This window comes from Carboxylicivirga marina, from assembly GCF_016612505.1.
Classification (GTDB): Bacteria; Bacteroidota; Bacteroidia; order Bacteroidales; family Marinilabiliaceae; genus Carboxylicivirga; species Carboxylicivirga marina.
On sequence record NZ_JAENRR010000015.1, the window covers coordinates 58,881 to 76,486 of the forward strand.

The 17,606-nt window shown below is 37.5% G+C and carries 10 protein-coding genes; all 10 read left to right on the forward strand.

From position 1 onward, the window contains the following. Positions 1-239 precede the first annotated feature (239 nt). The 10 genes from JIV24_RS08550 to JIV24_RS08595 all read left to right on the forward strand — a co-directional run bounded on the left by JIV24_RS08550 (position 240) and on the right by JIV24_RS08595 (position 17,585). Positions 240-3,407, forward strand: a complete 3,168-nt coding sequence (locus JIV24_RS08550; RefSeq protein ID WP_200464610.1) for a SusC/RagA family TonB-linked outer membrane protein — start codon at positions 240-242, stop codon at positions 3,405-3,407. Between the two features lie 25 nt (positions 3,408-3,432). Continuing rightward, positions 3,433-5,055, forward strand: coding sequence for a RagB/SusD family nutrient uptake outer membrane protein (locus JIV24_RS08555; protein ID WP_200464611.1), 1,623 nt, complete (start codon positions 3,433-3,435; stop codon positions 5,053-5,055). Positions 5,056-5,388: 333 nt separating this feature from the next. After that, positions 5,389-8,556 carry a SusC/RagA family TonB-linked outer membrane protein gene (locus tag JIV24_RS08560; protein WP_200464612.1) on the forward strand — a complete coding sequence of 1,056 codons (3,168 nt, stop codon included), beginning with the start codon at positions 5,389-5,391 and terminating at the stop codon, positions 8,554-8,556. Positions 8,557-8,569: 13 nt separating this feature from the next. After that, on the forward strand, positions 8,570-10,144 hold the full coding sequence (locus JIV24_RS08565; RefSeq protein WP_200464613.1) for a RagB/SusD family nutrient uptake outer membrane protein: 1,575 nt from the start codon (positions 8,570-8,572) through the stop codon (positions 10,142-10,144). A 26-nt stretch (positions 10,145-10,170) separates the two neighbouring features. Next, positions 10,171-10,941: a hypothetical protein gene (locus tag JIV24_RS08570; RefSeq protein ID WP_200464614.1), complete on the forward strand. Its 771-nt coding sequence runs from the start codon at positions 10,171-10,173 to the stop codon at positions 10,939-10,941. A 147-nt stretch (positions 10,942-11,088) separates the two neighbouring features. Beyond that, the gene (locus tag JIV24_RS08575; RefSeq protein WP_200464615.1) at positions 11,089-11,490 is read left to right on the forward strand and encodes a hypothetical protein; all 402 of its coding nucleotides are present in this window, start codon (positions 11,089-11,091) and stop codon (positions 11,488-11,490) included. A 38-nt stretch (positions 11,491-11,528) separates the two neighbouring features. Continuing rightward, positions 11,529-15,533, forward strand: coding sequence for a T9SS type A sorting domain-containing protein (locus JIV24_RS08580; RefSeq protein ID WP_200464616.1), 4,005 nt, complete (start codon positions 11,529-11,531; stop codon positions 15,531-15,533). A 248-nt stretch (positions 15,534-15,781) separates the two neighbouring features. Further along, positions 15,782-16,282, forward strand: a complete 501-nt coding sequence (locus JIV24_RS08585) for a sigma-70 family RNA polymerase sigma factor (protein WP_200464617.1) — start codon at positions 15,782-15,784, stop codon at positions 16,280-16,282. A 122-nt stretch (positions 16,283-16,404) separates the two neighbouring features. Next, the gene (locus JIV24_RS08590; protein ID WP_200464618.1) at positions 16,405-16,866 is read left to right on the forward strand and encodes a GAF domain-containing protein; all 462 of its coding nucleotides are present in this window, start codon (positions 16,405-16,407) and stop codon (positions 16,864-16,866) included. Next, positions 16,866-17,585, forward strand: coding sequence for an SDR family oxidoreductase (locus JIV24_RS08595; protein ID WP_200464619.1), 720 nt, complete (start codon positions 16,866-16,868; stop codon positions 17,583-17,585). Before JIV24_RS08590 ends, JIV24_RS08595 begins: the two co-directional genes overlap by 1 nt. The last annotated feature ends 21 nt before the right edge of the window (positions 17,586-17,606 follow it).

Here is a 17,606-nt window from a genome sequence, read left to right on the forward strand (position 1 = left end):
CTAACATGTAAAAGCTATTTCGAGCACATTGTAATAAATGGAAAATAATTGGATTGAAATATGGGAAAATAAAAAGAGAATAATGTCTCGTTGCTAATAAATTGTTATTTCTCTTGGTGGTTCTGACTTTTGTCATTAAATTTAAATGTTAAAATATTTTAAAATTAAATTCATTGTGTTATTTTTGGACCTTTGAAAATAACAATTGTCCTATTTATTAATTTTAAACCTTTTAGTCTATGAAGAAAGTACTATTTGCACTTTCGATTATGGTTATGGTTGGTCTGCAGGCTATTGCCCAGACCGCAAATGTAACCGGTACAGTGACTGACGCAGCGGATGGTAGTCCGATTCCTGGCGTTTCAGTATTTGTAAAAGGAACAACAATTGGTACGGTTACTACGCCTGATGGTACCTACAATTTAGCAGTTCCAAATGACGCAACAGCAATCGTATTCTCATTTGTTGGTATGACAACTCAAGAAGTTGCTTATACTGGACAAACAACTATTAATGCGGTTATGCAAAGTGATGCCGTTGATGTTGGAGAAGTAATGGTAGTTGCATATGGTACTACTACCAAAGAAGCATTTACAGGTTCTGCTTCCGTTGTTGGAGCAAAAGATTTGGAAACTCGAGCAGTAACTTCTGCAGTTCAGGCTATTGAGGGTTCTGCGACTGGTGTGCAGGTGCTGTCATCTTCTGGTCAACCAGGTTCTTCTCCGCAAATCGTTATTAGAGGTGTTGGAACACTTAATGGTGTGTCTGATCCGTTGTTCATTGTGGATGGTGTGCAATATGAAGGTGGGTTAAGCAATATTAATCCGGAAGATATTGAGTCCATGACCGTATTGAAAGATGCCAACTCAACTGCTTTGTATGGAGCACGTGCTGCTAATGGCGTAGTTGTAATTACTACTAAGAGTGGTAAAAAAGGTGATGGAGGCCTCAAAGTAAATGTAAGTGCAAGCTATGGAACAATTTCACAGGCTGTACCTAACTATGATGAAGTTAGCCCTGGTCAGTATTATGAAGCAATGTTTCAAGGGTACAAAAATGCTTTGGCAGCTGATGATGAATTTACCGGGGATCCTGCTTTGGAAGCTTCTTTAAAGATTGCCGATCGCTTAGCTTATAATCCATTTAATGTGCCTAATGATCAAATTGTTGATGTAAATGGTGTATTAAATCCAAATGCCCAGGTGATTGCTAAGAGTTTGGATTGGTACGATGCATTGACTCAAAAAGGTAAGCGTGAGCAGTATTCTATTAATTTAGCTGGAGGAAACGAGAAGTATGATGTATACTTCTCGACATCTTACCTTGATGAAAAAGGATATGTAATTACCAGTGAATATGATCGTTTAACAACTTTCTTAAAAGCGAATTTTCAGCCAAAGAAATGGTTAAAGGTTGGAGGTTCATTAAATTTGTCAATGTCTGAACAGGCAGGACCTATGTCACGTGGTACAGCCTATGCTAACCCATTCTTTTTTGCTAAATCAATTGGCTCAATATATCCTGTGCATGTTGTTGACCCATCTACTGGTGATTATATTTTAGATGAAGGTGGTAACAAACAATATGATCTTGGAGAAGGTTACCCAGAGTATGGAATTAAAGCTCGTCCTACATTGGTTGGTCGCCATACGATTGCTGAAACCAATTGGAACAGTGATGTTACAAGACAAAATAGTTTTATAACACGCTACTATGCAGATTTTCAGATTGTTGATGGGTTGAAGTTATCTGTTAATTACGGAGCAGATGTTCAAGATTACATGAATAAAGAATATGAGAATAATGTTGTAGGTGATGGAGCACCTGGAGGACGATACAGTGAACTACGTTATAGAAGAACGGTTGAAAACTTCAATCAGATTTTAACTTATAACAAACGCTTTGAGAATGGCCATAACTTTGATGTTACGCTTGGTCATGAAAGTTTTGAGAGAGAATATACCTATAATTCGGGTATGAAAAACACTCAAACGGCTACTGGTATTTTCGAATTCGATAATTTCTCAAAAGTCTCTGATTTATCTGGTTCAACAACAGATAAAGCAATGGAGGGTTATTTCTTAAGAGCAAATTACAACTTTAATGACAAGTACTATTTCAGTGGTTCTGCGCGTCGTGATGGTACTTCTGTATTTGATAAAGATGTTCGTTGGGGTAATTTCTTTTCTTTAGGTGGCTCATGGCGTATGGATCAGGAAACGTTCATTCAGAACATTTCTGTAATCGATAAATTAAAGTTAAGAGCATCTTTTGGTCAGGTTGGTATGGATAATCTAGGTGATTATTATATTTCTCAACCCCGTTACTCATTATTTCCTAATGCTGGTGAACCAGGTATCTATTGGTCAGATCTTGGTAATAATAACTTGACATGGGAGGTTCTTGAAAGCTGGGATGTAGCCTTAGAATTCGCCATACTAGATCGTCGTATTGATGGTTCTATTGAGTATTGGAAGAAGATAAACTCTGACTTATTGTATAATGTGCCTATTCCATTGTCAAATGGTTTAAGTGTGAAACCAGAGAATATTGCGACTATGCATAACGAAGGTTTTGAAATTGGATTAACGGGTGCGATTCTTCGTAACTCAGATTTGAAATGGAATCTAGGCCTACAAATTTCTACCTTAAAAAGTGAAATTACCGAAATACCAGATCCTGTTGTTACTGGTTCTAAGCGTTGGGCCGAAGGTCGTTCGCGTTATGAATATTTTATTTATGACTACGCTGGTGTTGATGCAGATAATGGAGATGCATTATATTATAATTGGGAAGAAGTTCAAGATGAAAATGGAATAGGAACTGGCAAGTTTGAACGTGAAGTTGATGAGGATGGTGAGTTTGTAACTTACAACGATTACAACGATGTTGGTAAAGGATATACAGGTGCAACCTCTCAGCCTGAGGTTTTCGGTTCAATAAGAAATGACCTTTCTTATAAAGGTTTTAATCTTAATTTCATGTTTACTTATGGAATTGGAGGAGAAATTTTGGACTATGGGTACGCCAATATGATGCATGAAGGAGAATATGGTGAGTCATTACATCCTGATATTATGAATGCATGGAAAGCACCAGGTGATGTTACAAATGTTCCTCGTATGGAAAATGGCGAAACTACATTACTTCAGACGATGTCGACGCGTTTCTTAACAGATGCATCGTATATTGCTTTGAAGAATGTGAACTTATCATACACATTCCGTCAGCCATGGGTGAAAAATGCAGGCATTGGACATTTAAAAGTATTTGTAGTAGGAGAAAACTTATTTTTGTCAAGTGCTCGTAAAGGCTTAAATCCACAGTACAATTTGGCAGGAACACCTGACGGTTATGACTACAATCCAGCGAGAGTATTCTCAATGGGTGTAAATGTTTCCTTCTAATTTTTAATGATAAAACAAGAACAATATGAAACGAAATATTAATATATTATTACTGGTTTTATCGGTGATGCTAACTGTTGGTTGTGCTGATGACTTCTTAGATCGAACACCAACTGATGCTATTTCTGCAGAAGCAGCATTGTCATCTCCAGATAACATGATGTTAGTCCTAAATGGATTGCATCGTCAAATGTATGCACAGTCTCCTCTTCCCGATGCTTCGTGGTCGCGTACAGGACAGAGTCATTTTATGCCATCTTTAGATGCCATGGGAGGTATTGTTATTCATACATCACCGGGTAATGGTTGGATGCGTTCTGATTTGCAATGGCAAACACACATTCGTTCTGATTACTCAACGCCTCGGAACCTTTGGTATCAGCGTTATCATTTTATTGCGAGTGCAAACTCTATTATCAATAAGGTTGAGGAAGCTGGAATGGTGAAAGATGAGTTGATGAATAATATCCTTGGTCAGGCACATGCTTATCGTGCTTGGGCTTATCATCAATTGGTGACGACATACGCAAAAGGATACTTAGTAAGTGCTGATCCTTCAACACAACCAGGTGTGCCGTTGTTGTTCAAAACTGAAGCGCCATATACGAGTGAGCCACGTGCATCTGTGCAAGCTATTTATGATCAAATTGAATTAGACATTGATCAGGCAATTACATACTTAAAGGATGCCAGTTCACCTAATAATAAATCTCACATCTCTTTGAATGCAGCCTACGGTATTAAAGCTCGTATCGCATTGTCTAGTGGAAACTGGGCAGATGCTGCAGAAAGTGCTGAATTAGCGCGTCAGGGATATCCATTAATGGATGAAGCGGCTTATACAAGCGGGTTCAATACATATGATTTATCTGAGGTAATCTGGGGTGGTCGTGTTATCGACTCAGAAACGAACTATTACGCAGCATATTTTTATTATTTAGGAACTAATTTTAATGGTAGTCAAAATAGAGGTAATCCGAAAATGATTAACAATGCTATTTATAACGCATTACCTGCGACTGACTATCGTACTAAGTTGTGGTTACCTCTAGCTCCTAATACCAATGCATCAGCATCAAATGAGCAAGGTGGTAGTTCTACAACAGATCCAAATTATGACAATGATGATGATTTCTGGGCAGCATGGTCTAATGTTGTTTCTACTTATAAGATGACAACCGGTCACCATACGCACCCATACATGTCAGTGAAGTTTCTTGGTAAAAATGGAGGTACAATCGATCCCGATGATGTACCATACATGCGTTCTTCTGAAATGATACTAATTGAGGCAGAGGCTTACGCAATGCAGAACATGATACCTGAAGCACAAACAGCTCTGGCTCTTCTTGGTGATGAGCGAGATAGTGCATTCGATGAAGCACAATTTGATGACCAAGCTAAGCTAATGGATCAGATAAAGTTTCAACGTCACGTCGAGCTTTGGGGTGAAGGATTTGGCTTTCATGATAAGATTAGATGGGATGAAGCATTGGATCAAACAGGTTCAGGTGCCGCATCTGTTCTTTATCAAGATGGATTTAAACAGCCAAAAGCTTCTGAAAATCCTAAGTGGGTTTGGAGAATACCTCAAGAAGAGATTGATTCCAATCCAAATTTAACCGAAGATGATCAGAATAAATATTAATAGAATTTTAAATTCTAGCATATAAAGGAAAAGGCGCCCCAAAGGGCGCCTTTTCCTTTATACAATTTCAAATAGGTACTTTCAAATGAAAAAGAGAAGATGTATAAGTGATTACAGAGAAATCAATTTGATAGTGCCTTATGGTTGGTAGGTAAATGCATTATGATTAAACACCCATACTTACACAGATTTTCTTCCCACTTTTTCAATTTGAATATGTTTCCAGAGCATACAAATATTAGAATCTAATGTTAAAAAATTTTAAAATACAATAGAAAATGTTATTTTTGACACAATTAAATTGTCCTATTTATTAATTTAAACCTTTAGTCTATGAAGAAAGTACTATTTGCACTTTCGATTATGGTTATGGTTGGTTTGCAAGTTTTAGCTCAAACCACAAATGTAACCGGAAAAGTGACTGACGCCAGTGATGGTAACCCTATACCAGGAGTGTCAGTATTCGTAAAAGGAACCACCATTGGTACTGTAACTACACCTGATGGCACCTACAATTTGGCTGTTCCTAATGATGCAACCACCTTAGTTTTTTCCTTTGTGGGTATGACTCCGCAAGAAATTGCGTACACAGGTCAAACTAATATCGATGTTAACATGCAAAGTGATGCTGTTGATGTTGGTGAAGTGATGGTTGTGGCCTACGGAACTGCGAAAAAAGAATCTTTTACAGGTTCAGCAGAAGTTGTTGCTGCTGAGAAACTGGAGAGACGTGTTGCAGCCAACGTAACAAAAGCGATTGATGGTCAGATTGCTGGTGTTCAAACAACATCTGGTTCTGGTCAACCAGGTTCAGGAGCTTCCATTCGTATTCGTGGTTTTGGTTCTATTAACTCTAGTAATGCACCACTTTATGTTGTAGATGGGGTGCCTTACGATGGTAATCTTAATGCTATCAGTAACAGTGATATTGAATCGGTTACTGTGTTAAAAGATGCTTCTGCCGGAGCACTTTATGGTTCAAGAGGAGCCAATGGTGTAGTTTTAATCACCACCAAAAAAGGTAAAGAAGGTAAAACTTCTGTCGAGTTAAAAGTTTCTCATGGTTTTGCTAATCGTGCCATTAAACCTTACGAAACATTAAATTCTGAGCAATACATTGAAGCTGTTTATCAAGGGTATAAAAATCAATTCATCTATCAGGATAACGTCAACCCGGCATTGGCAGGTCAAATGGCTGTTGATATGATGGGAAGTAGTGCTGGTATTTTTGGTGTTGATGAGCAATACAATTTCTATGATGTACCGGTGGCTCAATTAATAGATCCGATGACAGGTCAAGTCAATCCAAACGCAAGCATTGCTAATGAAAGTGATTGGCTGGATGAAGTGACTAACCAGAATGCTGTACGAAAGGAATATCAGATCCTGGTAAATGGCGGAACTGAAAAAACCAAAATGTTTTCTTCATTCTCTTATTTAGATGAAGAAGGTTTGTTAAAGAATACCAATTTTCAAAGGTTCTCAGGTAGAGTTGGCGCCGAAGTAGATGCCAAAGACTGGTTTAAGTATGGAGGTAGCCTTAACTTTGCTCAAACCACTACTGATTTTCTTGCCTCTACCGGAACATCAACATCCAATGTTTGGTATTCGGCACAATTTATGGCGCCTTTGTACCCTGTTTATATTCGTAATCGTGATGGTAGTTTGGTTCTTTCTGAAACGGGTAGTAAGCAATTTGACTACGGTATTAATCGCCCAAGTGGAGCTCAACCAAACTTTAACTCCGTTGCAACCTTATACGAAGATGAGAGTAAGGTTAAGTATGATAACGTTTCAGGACGTTTCCATATTGATATTTTAGGAGACGGAATACATAATTCAGTAAAAGGCTTAAGTGTTGTTACTAATTTAGGTTTCGATTATGTTACTGCCAATCAATATGAGTACTATAATCCTGATTTTGGTAACTATGTAAGTTCAAATGGTCGACTTGAAAAGTTAAATACCCGTAAGTTTGCCTATACATGGAATCAACTAGTTCGCTATCAAAAGCAATTTGGACAGCACAACCTTAATGTACTTCTTGGGCATGAAAATTACGCCTATAAGTATAACTACATGACAGGTACTAAAACTGGCTTTCCATTTCCTGGTATTATTGAATTAGCACCTGGTACAACTACGGTTGATCTAACATCTTATGAAGACAATTACGCGATTGAGTCATATTTCACTAATTTGACTTACGATTTTAGAGACCGTTATTATTTTAGTGCAAGTTTCCGCGCCGATGCTTCTTCAAGATTCCATAAAGATAATCGTTGGGGTAACTTCTGGTCAGTTGGTGCATCATGGCGAGTTTCTGAAGAAAGTTTTATGGATGGTGTATCTTGGGTTGATAACCTGAAATTAAAAGCCAGTTATGGTTTGCAAGGGAATGATAATATCAGCACTTCAACATCAAACAATTATTATGCATGGCAGTCATTGTATAATTTGGATGTGCCTAATGCAACACTGGGAGGCGCTCGACTAGCTTCGCTTGGTAATGAAAATATTAAATGGGAGGAGAACCTTAACTTTAATATAGGTGTTGAAGCTCGTATTTTTAATACAGCAAGTTTTACAGTTGAATATTACAACCGTAAGACGATTGATATGCTAATGCAAAAACCAATGCCTCTTTCAACTGGGTTTGCCAGTTATTGGGATAATGTTGGTGAAATGCTAAATAGAGGTATTGAGTTTAGTACAACGGTAGATGTGGTTAAATCTTCAAATTTCCAATGGTCTGCAATTGTTAATTTATCGACTGTTCATAACGAGATTCTCAAACTTGATGGGGAAACCGATCAGATAATAAATGGAACACGAATTAACAAAGTTGGCGAGGCTATTAATTCTTTCTGGTTGTCAGAAAGTGCTGGTGTTGATCCAACAAGTGGAGCCCAGTTATATCGCGTTTACGAAGAGGATGAAGATGGTAATCGTACTTACTCTATCTCTGATAGTAAAAATGAAGCGGTAAATTCTCGCAAAATTATGGGAAGTCGTATTCCTGACTTCTATGGTTCATTTGGAAGTGATTTTAAGATATTTAAAAACTTTGATGCTTCATTTTTAACTACATTCTCGATGGGTGGTGATGTTTATGATGGCGTATACAGAGGTTTAATGAACCCAACATATGTTGGTGCCAATTACCACAAAAATATTGAACGTGCTTGGAAACAACCAGGAGATTTAACTGATGTTCCAAGAATTGAAAATGGTACCGGTTTTGACCGTGCTCAGACTAATGCAGACCTAATTGATGCTTCTTATTTTGCAATTAAGAATATCACAGTTGGTTATACACTTCCTCAAGATATTGGTGCAAGAATTGGTATGGAAAAAGTTCGTATCTATTTAACGATGGATAATCTGGCCTTATTCTCACATCTTGACGGAATGGATCCTCAGTACAACTTCTCAGGTTCAACCGATTTTGTTTATGCACCTGTAAGTACAACGCTTATTGGTCTTGATATTAAATTCTAAAATGGCTCAAATTATGAAATTATATAAATTATTATTAGCTATATTTCTGGTTGCCGGCTTTTTAGCCTGTGAGGATAATCTGGATACATTTCCCACCGATCAAGCCTCAGGACCAGAGCTTTTTTCAGATGTTGATAAAGCAATGAGTACCATTAATGGCCTTTATAGAGCTATGTTCCAAACCGGATGGGGTGGTGGATGGGAACATGAGCAATTTGGTCATGTAGCCCTTATGCACTGTGGTGCTTTAATGGCTGAAGATATGGTGCAAAATGAACAAGGTAGTGGCTGGTTTTACTATGATTATAAGTATCAGGTGAAGTCGGATTATACACATACTGCCGGACGACCATATTCTACCTGGAACTTCTATTATACTTTAATAACGAATGCAAACTCAATATTAGCCTCAAAGGAGACCTTGTCAGGTGCGCCTAGTAAAGTGAATTCTTTGATGGGACAAGCATTTGCATTACGTTCGTTCTGTTATTTTAACCTTGCACGTTTTTATCAGCAAACTTATGTTGGTAATGAAAATTTACCAGGTGTGCCTATTTATACTGAACCGACAACGATAGCAACAGAAGGTAAAGGACGTGGGACGCTTGCAGACGTGTATATACAAGTAAATGCAGATATTGATAGTGCATTGTACCGTTTACATCCTGATAGAGCTGCTGAGAAGGTTCATATTTCTAATATTGATTATTACACTGCAAATGGAATTAAAGCGCAGGTAATGATTGAGCAAGAGCGTTGGCAGGAGGCATATGATGCCGCAGCTGAAGCTTTAACAGGTTCAACGTCAATGTTATCTGAGTCTGATATCAGTGGTGGTTTCGCTTTCAATGATATCTCAAGTAATTCTGTATTGTGGGGGTTCGAAGTAATTGATGATCAGGTGCCAGGTGCAGGACGTGCTGGAATATTTGGGCATATGGATGCAAGTGCTGATGACTATTATGCTTTTAAATCGAGAGTTTGTATCAGTAATTGGTTATATGATCAAGTTGATAATGGCGATGTTCGTAAAAGTTGGTGGAATGGTGCTCTTGCCGAAGATGAACCTTCTGGCACCAACTTGAGTTATAATCAATTTAAGTTTCAATTTGGAAATGTTTCTACTGGCGCAGGTGATTACATCTTTATGCGTCATGAAGAAATGATGTTAATCATGGCTGAGGCTGAGTGTATGCTTGAGCGTTATGCTGCCGCCCGTCAGATATTATCTGATTTGATGGATGAAAGATTGGCTGGATATGACATTTCAGGATTAACAGATTCTAAAATACTTACTACGGGTGATGCTAACGGACCAACGACACCAAGTGTTGGAAGTTTGACTCTTCTGGATGAGATTTTCTTACAAAAGCGTATTGAATTATGGGGGGAACATCCTCGTATTTACGATGTGAAACGTAAGAAAACTGGTTTTACCAGAGATTTTGCAGGAAGTAATCATTCTAACAAGATTAGTGGTATTGATACTGAAAATCCATTATGTCCTGATTGGGTAATGTCTATTCCTCAGGCTGAGTTTGATGGTAATGAAGCGATGGACCAAGACAAAGATCAGAATCCATGGTAAAATGTTGTATGACTAAAAAAACTGACATGAAGAAAATAATATTACCAATATTGTTATTAATGGGCGTCTTGGTTGGATGTGATCAAGACGTTGAAGGGCCTCTTTTTGATGCGGAAGGTGTAGATTATGTTGCTGTAGGGACTACGTTTGTAGATGGAGCGTATGCTTTAAATGGCGATAATGAATATTCCATCATGTTTCCAATTCATCGTACAGATAAAAATGCAGCCGGAACAGTTGCAAACCTTGAGCTTACTGAGGGTACTGGTGTCTTTGAGTTAGAGACAGCACAACTTAGTTTTACAGATGGAGAAGGAATGGCATATGCCATTGTAAAACCAACTGATGCCTCGTTAATTGATCCAGCTACTATTTATTCATTTACCTTAAAAGTTACAGGTGATAATGCTTCACCTTTATACAATACGGCAGAATTTAGTGGGCAGCTAGAGCTGACTCTGGTTTCCATGGGAGATGGTCATTTTACTTCAGACTTTTGGCCTGGAGATTGGCCACAGGAAATACTTAAAGCTGATGGATTGGATATTTATAGCTTGCCTGGATTATACGAAGAAGGATCTGATATTCTTGTAATAGAAGATGTAACTGCTGGAACAGTTTCAATACCAAATCAAAAGGTGTGGTATCATAGTGCGGGTTATCAGGTATTCGTAGTTGGTAGCGGAACGGTTTCAACTAATGGTGAAGGTAAAAAGGTTTTTTCTATGAGCCTTGAGCATTATATTCCAGATGTACATTCTTGGGGAGCTTGGCCTGAAGTACTTGTTTTTCCATAAATATGAAAGTGGTCGGGAAAAATATTTCGATGATTTGATATCATTAAAAAGCTGCCTTTTGGCAGCTTTTTTTTGCCAACATTTATCACTTTTACCTTTGTGAAATTTTCCTACCTTTATGCGCTTGTTGTTAGAATATTAAGCCTTATGAGATATATCTTATTAATTTGCATTTCAGTTATTCTGGTAAGTTGCCAGTGTTTAAGATCATCAAGTCAGAGTGCCGAAAACGTTGCTTTAGAGCAATTGGGAACGGATGCTACAGTAACATACAATATTCCTAAAACCTATGCCTTAATTTACTCAAAAAATGAAAAGGCAGAAGGACCATTGACACCTTTGAAGTACATGATTTACGATGTCAAAAACAGTAAGATCGTATTTGAGGAACAAAAAAGAGACGGCTCCGTTGAATGGCATAATGCTGAGTATGTTGTTGTCAATTCAAAACCTGAAGTACAATCAATAAATCGTGAAGAAAATAAGAAGATGTCAAGGTATTATATCAATGTTAATACGCTAGAGAAAGTATATAGTATCGAGAAATAAAAGTCTAAACCCACATTTAAACCTATAATCTAATTTGAATGAAGAAACGTTACTTTACTCCCATTTTAATAGCACTGGTGCTTTCAGCCACTGTGTTTTACTTTGTTCCTAATGAAACAAAGTCGCCGTTAAAAGGGCAAAAAACTTATACTGCGCAAGAGTTAAGGGCACAAGAGATTCAAAAGAAATTAAAACGTCGTGAAGCTGGCTATGCTAAGCCAGATAAGCCAGATGAATATTTGAATTATCTCTATTATTTAAAGACGAATAACGATCCAAGTAAGGAATATCCACACAATCATCATCTAAATGAACTCAAAAGTGCAAAGCTCAAATCAGCTCAGCTTAAATCGGCCAAAGAGGACCTTAATTGGATCGAACGAGGTCCGGGTAATGTTGGAGGGCGAACCCGTGGTTTTATAATTGACCCTACCGATAACACTGGGAATACATGGTTTGCCGGCTCAGTTGGTGGTGGTATATGGAAAACCACTGATGCTGGTCAGAATTGGACAACTGTTTCTGATAATTGGCCGAACCTGGCGGTTAGCAGTATGGCTATGGCACCTTCTAATTCCGATGTCTTATATGCAGGTACCGGTGAGGGTTTCTGGAATCTTGATGCCATTATGGGTAATGGTATATTTAAATCAACTGATCATGGAGCTACCTGGAGCTTATTAAGTTCAATCGAGTCTAATGGTGCCTTTCGTTTTGTCAACCGTTTGGTTGTTGATCCTGATGATGAGAATATTGTTTATGCAGCTACAAATTGGGGCATCTATAAAACAGCAGATGGAGGCTCAAGTTGGAATAAGGTATTTCAAGAGCTTTATAATAACGAAAGCAGTGCCAGAAGGGTGCAGGATTTAAAGATGTCACCCGATAATTCAAGTATATTAATCGCAGGTGTTAATGATTATGGCGTTATACAATCATTTAACAAAGGTAAAAGCTGGAAGCTCGTTAACCCCAAAACACAAGGTCGTGTTGAAGTCGGAATTTCGGAATATAATACGGATGTAATGTACGCGCTAACATCCGAATCTAACCTATCTATGTCGGTAGATGGTGGAGATAATTGGGTTGATGTTAGCTTTTCCGGAACGGAAGTAAAATACCTTTCTGGTCAGGGGTGGTACAATAATACCTTAGTTGCCTACCCTGATGATGAAACAAAGTTATTTATTGGAGGAGTAGATTTGTATAGAGTTACTACCGAAGTGGGTGCTGCTAATGGAGTAATTGGCTTCGATGTAAACGATAATACAACAGCTTACTTTGAGTATACTGATGTTGAAGGGCAATACCTTGGCGGTGGTGTTAAAATGACTAATGGAAACGTTGCCGGCATCGGGAATGTTGAAATGCGCTTTGGAGGTACGAATTCTCAAAAAGCTCATCGATTTACAGTGAGTAGTTCTGAGGCTGTAGTAGATGAAAGCACATTTATATATAATGACTATGTAGATGTGCCTTTTGAAGTATGGGACACAGAAAATAACCAACAATTAATGGTTTCATTTAGAGATAGTGATGATAATGGAGCCTTTAATTTGACAGATACCAGTATAGAGCAGATAATTGTTCATAGTAGTAGTTATAGCAGTGATAATCCTTCTGCTATAATAGGAGTTGATGGGGGAGTTGTTACTGAACAGGTGGCTTATGTACATCCAAGAATGCAGGAAAGTATTAGCTGGGATCCGACGGGTTTTGTAAATGTAACCTTAAGCTTAAACAAGGTTGAGATTAAAGAACAGTCAATGACTTATGAGAAGCTTAGTGATTGGAGTGCAAACACTAGCGCCTCTAACTATGTGCATGCCGACCATCATAACCTTTTGGTTGATGATACACAAGGAGCACCCTTTAGGGTAATCAGTTGTAACGACGGTGGTGTTGCCTTTTCTGATAACGCAGGTACATCATGGTCAAGTCCTAATAATGGCTACAATACATCTCAATTTTATGGAGTAGCCAAGCACCCAACATTAAATCAATATGCAGGTGGTTTGCAGGATAATGGTACATGGATGTCAATAGAAAATCCAGAGAAATTAACGGTATGGAGTGAGGTTGCCGGTGGTGATGGATTCTCTACTATCTGGAACCAGAGTGATGCTGATAAAATTGTTGGATGTTACTATTATAATACGTTGTTTGGTTCATACGATGGAGGTGAAAACTGGGTAAGTATACAGGGGGTTGATGGCTATAATGATGATGAAATCTCACCTTTTATTACACGAATTGAGAATTCAAAAAGTAACCCGGATTTATTATTAGTTGGAAATGCTAATGGTATTTCAAAATCAGAAGATTTTGGATTAAGTTGGAAATTAATTTCAGTTCCGGCCAGTGCATGGAGTGATGGTGGCTATAATCCACATACTGCTATAAGTCCCGTTAATTCAAAATATATTTGGGCAGGAACAAAAGTGTCTGCGAATCATCCTTTAGCATTATCTAAAGACGGAGGAGAAACATTTGGCTTGGTAAATACGCCATTTGATACACATTCAGCTAATATTTCAAAAATTGTAGCCCATCCAACTGATGAGAATTCGGCTTACGTACTGTTTTCGTTATATGGTGCTCCAAAAGTGTTTGTAACAAGTGATTTAGGAGAAACCTGGAATGAACTATCAGGTTTTGGAACTGCAGGAAGCAGTTCTAACGGATTTCCTAATGTGGCAGTTTATAGCTTAATCGTTATGCCTCATAACACCAATGTTATATGGGCAGGTACCGAAATTGGCTTGTTTGAATCAATAGATGGTGGAGCTAATTGGTTGTATGCTGATAATGGTCTTCCGGCGGTTTGTATCTGGGATATGAAAATTGTAGGACAACAAGTAGTTGTTGGAACACATGGTCGAGGTGTATGGACAGTTGATATGCCTGAGCTGCCTACAAATATTAAACAACCATTTCTGAGTTCAGGTAAATCTCCAACAGGGAAAATTGCTTTTAAATTGGAGCTTGAACAAGCATTTGACAAAGTTGATTTGTACATAGACGATGAAGTCGTAGCGACTTACAACAATACTACTGCTGGAATTCTATCAGATGAAATTGAAACCCAAATTACTAAAAGTAAACTTGGAGTTCAAGCTAAGGCGTCTTCTGATATTGTTGTAGTTATATCAAACTATGTCATCATGGAGAATTACAATTTAAAAGAACCAATCGAAAAGTACATGAATCCTTTTACATCAGAACGATATGACTTTATAGGTTCTGATTTCAGAATTTCAAAAGAATTGTTTGATGATTGGGGTATTCATATTGATCGAAAAGAAAATGATGATGGTGATAAAGTATATGAAGCAAGTGTTAATCCAACTTATGTATTGAGCTATCCAATTACAGTATTAGATAATCGTGATAATGCTATCATGTCATATCGTGATATTGCGCTTATTGAATCAGGAGAGGCAGGTACAAGCTTTGGTGATGATGAATACTGGGATTACGTTATTGTTGAAGGAACCAAGGATGGTATAAACTGGTTGCCATTAGCCGATGGTTATGATGTCAATTATTCGGACAAGTGGAAGGATTTTGCCGATGCAGATAATGACTATAGTAATATTAATAAAACACCAAGCTCGGCAACTATTTTTGAAGAGCATACTATAAATCTTCATGATACATTTGAAGCAGGTGATGTTATATTAATTCGTTTCAGATTATTCTCAGATGCTAATGCAACTGGTTGGGGATGGGTGATAGATGATATCATTATCCAAGAAACAGGCACTTCAGTTAATGTTGATGAAACAGCAGGTGCAACATTTACCGTTGGTCCTAACCCTGCAACAAATTATATTGATGTTGTAATTGATTCAGAGGAACGTGGTGATATTGCTTTAGCTGTTTACGATATGTCAGGTAGGTTAGTTGCTGTTAAGGATGCCTATAAAGATATGGATAGATGGAGTGATAGGATTAGTTTTAACAATCAAAGAAAAGGCGCATTAATTGTTACATTGAACATTAACGGAAAGACTTATAAGAAAAAGATTATTTGTCGTTAAGCTTTCCTAAATAGATATTTTAAAGAGGCGCCATTGGTGCCTCTTTTTTGTTTAACTGATAGTGTCTGAAAAATAATTTAGAATGAACAATGTTTGCTGTTTAATTTATTTGAAAATTAAAGGGTTAAATCAGAGATTATTTAGAATTAAGAGTTAATAAAAGATAAAAGCATCTTAAAATATTGGAAAGTCATGTGAATTGATGTATATTTGTTCAACAATTACGTAACGAGATAAAACACAACGATATGACCGCAGTTCAGTTTGACCAACGATTATTAAGCATGCAGGACAAGCTTCTGTACTTTGCTTTGAGCCTGACGGCTAATGATGATGATGCACGCGATTTGCTTCAGGAGACAACTTTAAAGGCACTTACGTATCGCGAACAGTTTGTTAATAATACCAACTTTAAAGCCTGGGTATTCACCATTATGAAGAATACCTTTATAAATAATTATCGTCGCGATCAAAAGACACGAAATACATTTGATAGTACCGACGATGCTATTCGTGTGGCTTATAAAAGGAATTACGCATCCGAAACGCCTGAAAATGTATATGCAGTAATGGAAATGAATTCAAAAGTTGAGAAACTAGATGATGAATTCAGAATACCATTCAAATTGCATACGCAAGGCTTTAAATATAAAGAGATTGCTGAGAAGATGGATTTGCCGATAGGTACTGTTAAAAGCCGTATTTTCTTTACACGTAAGAAATTACAGGAAATGTTAAAGGACAAATAGTAGTGATGTGATATAATGGTAACCGGTGTAATTTTGTAAATTACACCGGTTTTTATTTTATAAGAATCAAATGTAAGTTATTGAGTATTCAGAAGTCGAATTAAGACAAATTCTTTAGTGCAATGAATGAGAAAAGTAAGGTCAAACGCTACGAACGTATATACGAACAGATTAAACAATTAATTGAAGCAACTGATAACCCGGTTTCCAGAATGGCAACCATAAACGCCATTTTACACCATAAATTCAATAATTATTATTGGACAGGCTTTTATGAACTGATAAAAGGTGATTTAATAGTGAGTGCTTACCAAGGCCCGGTAGCCTGTCTGAAACTAAAGAAAGATACGGGGGTTTGTTGGGCTGGTATTAATCAAAAGGAAACAGTTATTGTACCAAATGTGCACGATTTCCCGGGGCATATTGCTTGCTCATCAGCAAGTAATTCTGAGATTGTAGTGCCAGTGTTTAATAAGCAAAAAGAGGTAGTGGCTGTACTTGATGTTGATAGTAAGGATTTTGATTCTTTTGACGAAGCCGATAAAACGGGTCTTGAAAAAATTGTAGCACTAATTTATAGCTGATGCAGAGAAAAGTTCTGATAACAGGGGGAGCCAAAAGAGTAGGATATAGCTTATCTAATTATTTTGCCGGCATTGGTTACGATGTGCTTATACATGTGAATAACAGTATGGCCGTTGGTGAAGGATTGGTTGCTGAACTTCAAAAAAAATACCCTGGACAGAATTTTAGCCTTATTAAACACGATTTTAAGGAGTGGAGAAGCTTAGATGATTTTATAAATAAAGTATTTGAGAAATTTGGTTTGCCCGATGTCATAATCCATAATGCGAGTTATTATTTAAGTGGAAATCTAGCTAGCACACAAGCTGATGATATGGAAAACATGATGGGCATTCACCTTTTTTCGCCCATGATAATTGATAAAGCATATCGGCAGCATAATGGAAAAGGGAATATCATATCCATACTCGATACGGCCATTACAAGCAATCACTCAAGTCACGCCATGTATTTGCTTGCCAAAAAATCGTTAGCTGAATACACCAAAATGGCAGCACTCGAATGGGCACCTGACATTCGGGTTAATGGCTTGGCATTAGGCCCGGTATTACCTCCTGAAGGTAAGAGCGATGAATTTTTTAGAAGCGTTGTAGAAAAGACACCCCTACAAAAGCAAATCGACTTAAGCAGCATTGCTCAGTCAATTGACTTTATTCTGGGTAATAAAAACATAACGGGGCAAATTATCAATTGCGATTCGGGTCAACATTTGTTATAGTAATTCGTTTTATTCTTAGAC

Bases quoted from the DNA above. Each gene is read 5' to 3' on its own strand.
- JIV24_RS08595 (WP_200464619.1), top strand. From the start codon at position 16,866: ATGCAGAGAAAAGTTCTGATAACAGGGGGAGCCAAAAGAGTAGGATAT.
- JIV24_RS08580 (WP_200464616.1), top strand. From the start codon at position 11,529: ATGAAGAAACGTTACTTTACTCCCATTTTAATAGCACTGGTGCTTTCA.
- JIV24_RS08570 (WP_200464614.1), top strand. From the start codon at position 10,171: ATGAAGAAAATAATATTACCAATATTGTTATTAATGGGCGTCTTGGTT.
- JIV24_RS08550 (WP_200464610.1), top strand. From the start codon at position 240: ATGAAGAAAGTACTATTTGCACTTTCGATTATGGTTATGGTTGGTCTG.
- JIV24_RS08560 (WP_200464612.1), top strand. From the start codon at position 5,389: ATGAAGAAAGTACTATTTGCACTTTCGATTATGGTTATGGTTGGTTTG.
- JIV24_RS08555 (WP_200464611.1), top strand. From the start codon at position 3,433: ATGAAACGAAATATTAATATATTATTACTGGTTTTATCGGTGATGCTA.
- JIV24_RS08565 (WP_200464613.1), top strand. From the start codon at position 8,570: ATGAAATTATATAAATTATTATTAGCTATATTTCTGGTTGCCGGCTTT.
- JIV24_RS08575 (WP_200464615.1), top strand. From the start codon at position 11,089: ATGAGATATATCTTATTAATTTGCATTTCAGTTATTCTGGTAAGTTGC.
- JIV24_RS08585 (WP_200464617.1), top strand. From the start codon at position 15,782: ATGACCGCAGTTCAGTTTGACCAACGATTATTAAGCATGCAGGACAAG.
- JIV24_RS08590 (WP_200464618.1), top strand. From the start codon at position 16,405: ATGAATGAGAAAAGTAAGGTCAAACGCTACGAACGTATATACGAACAG.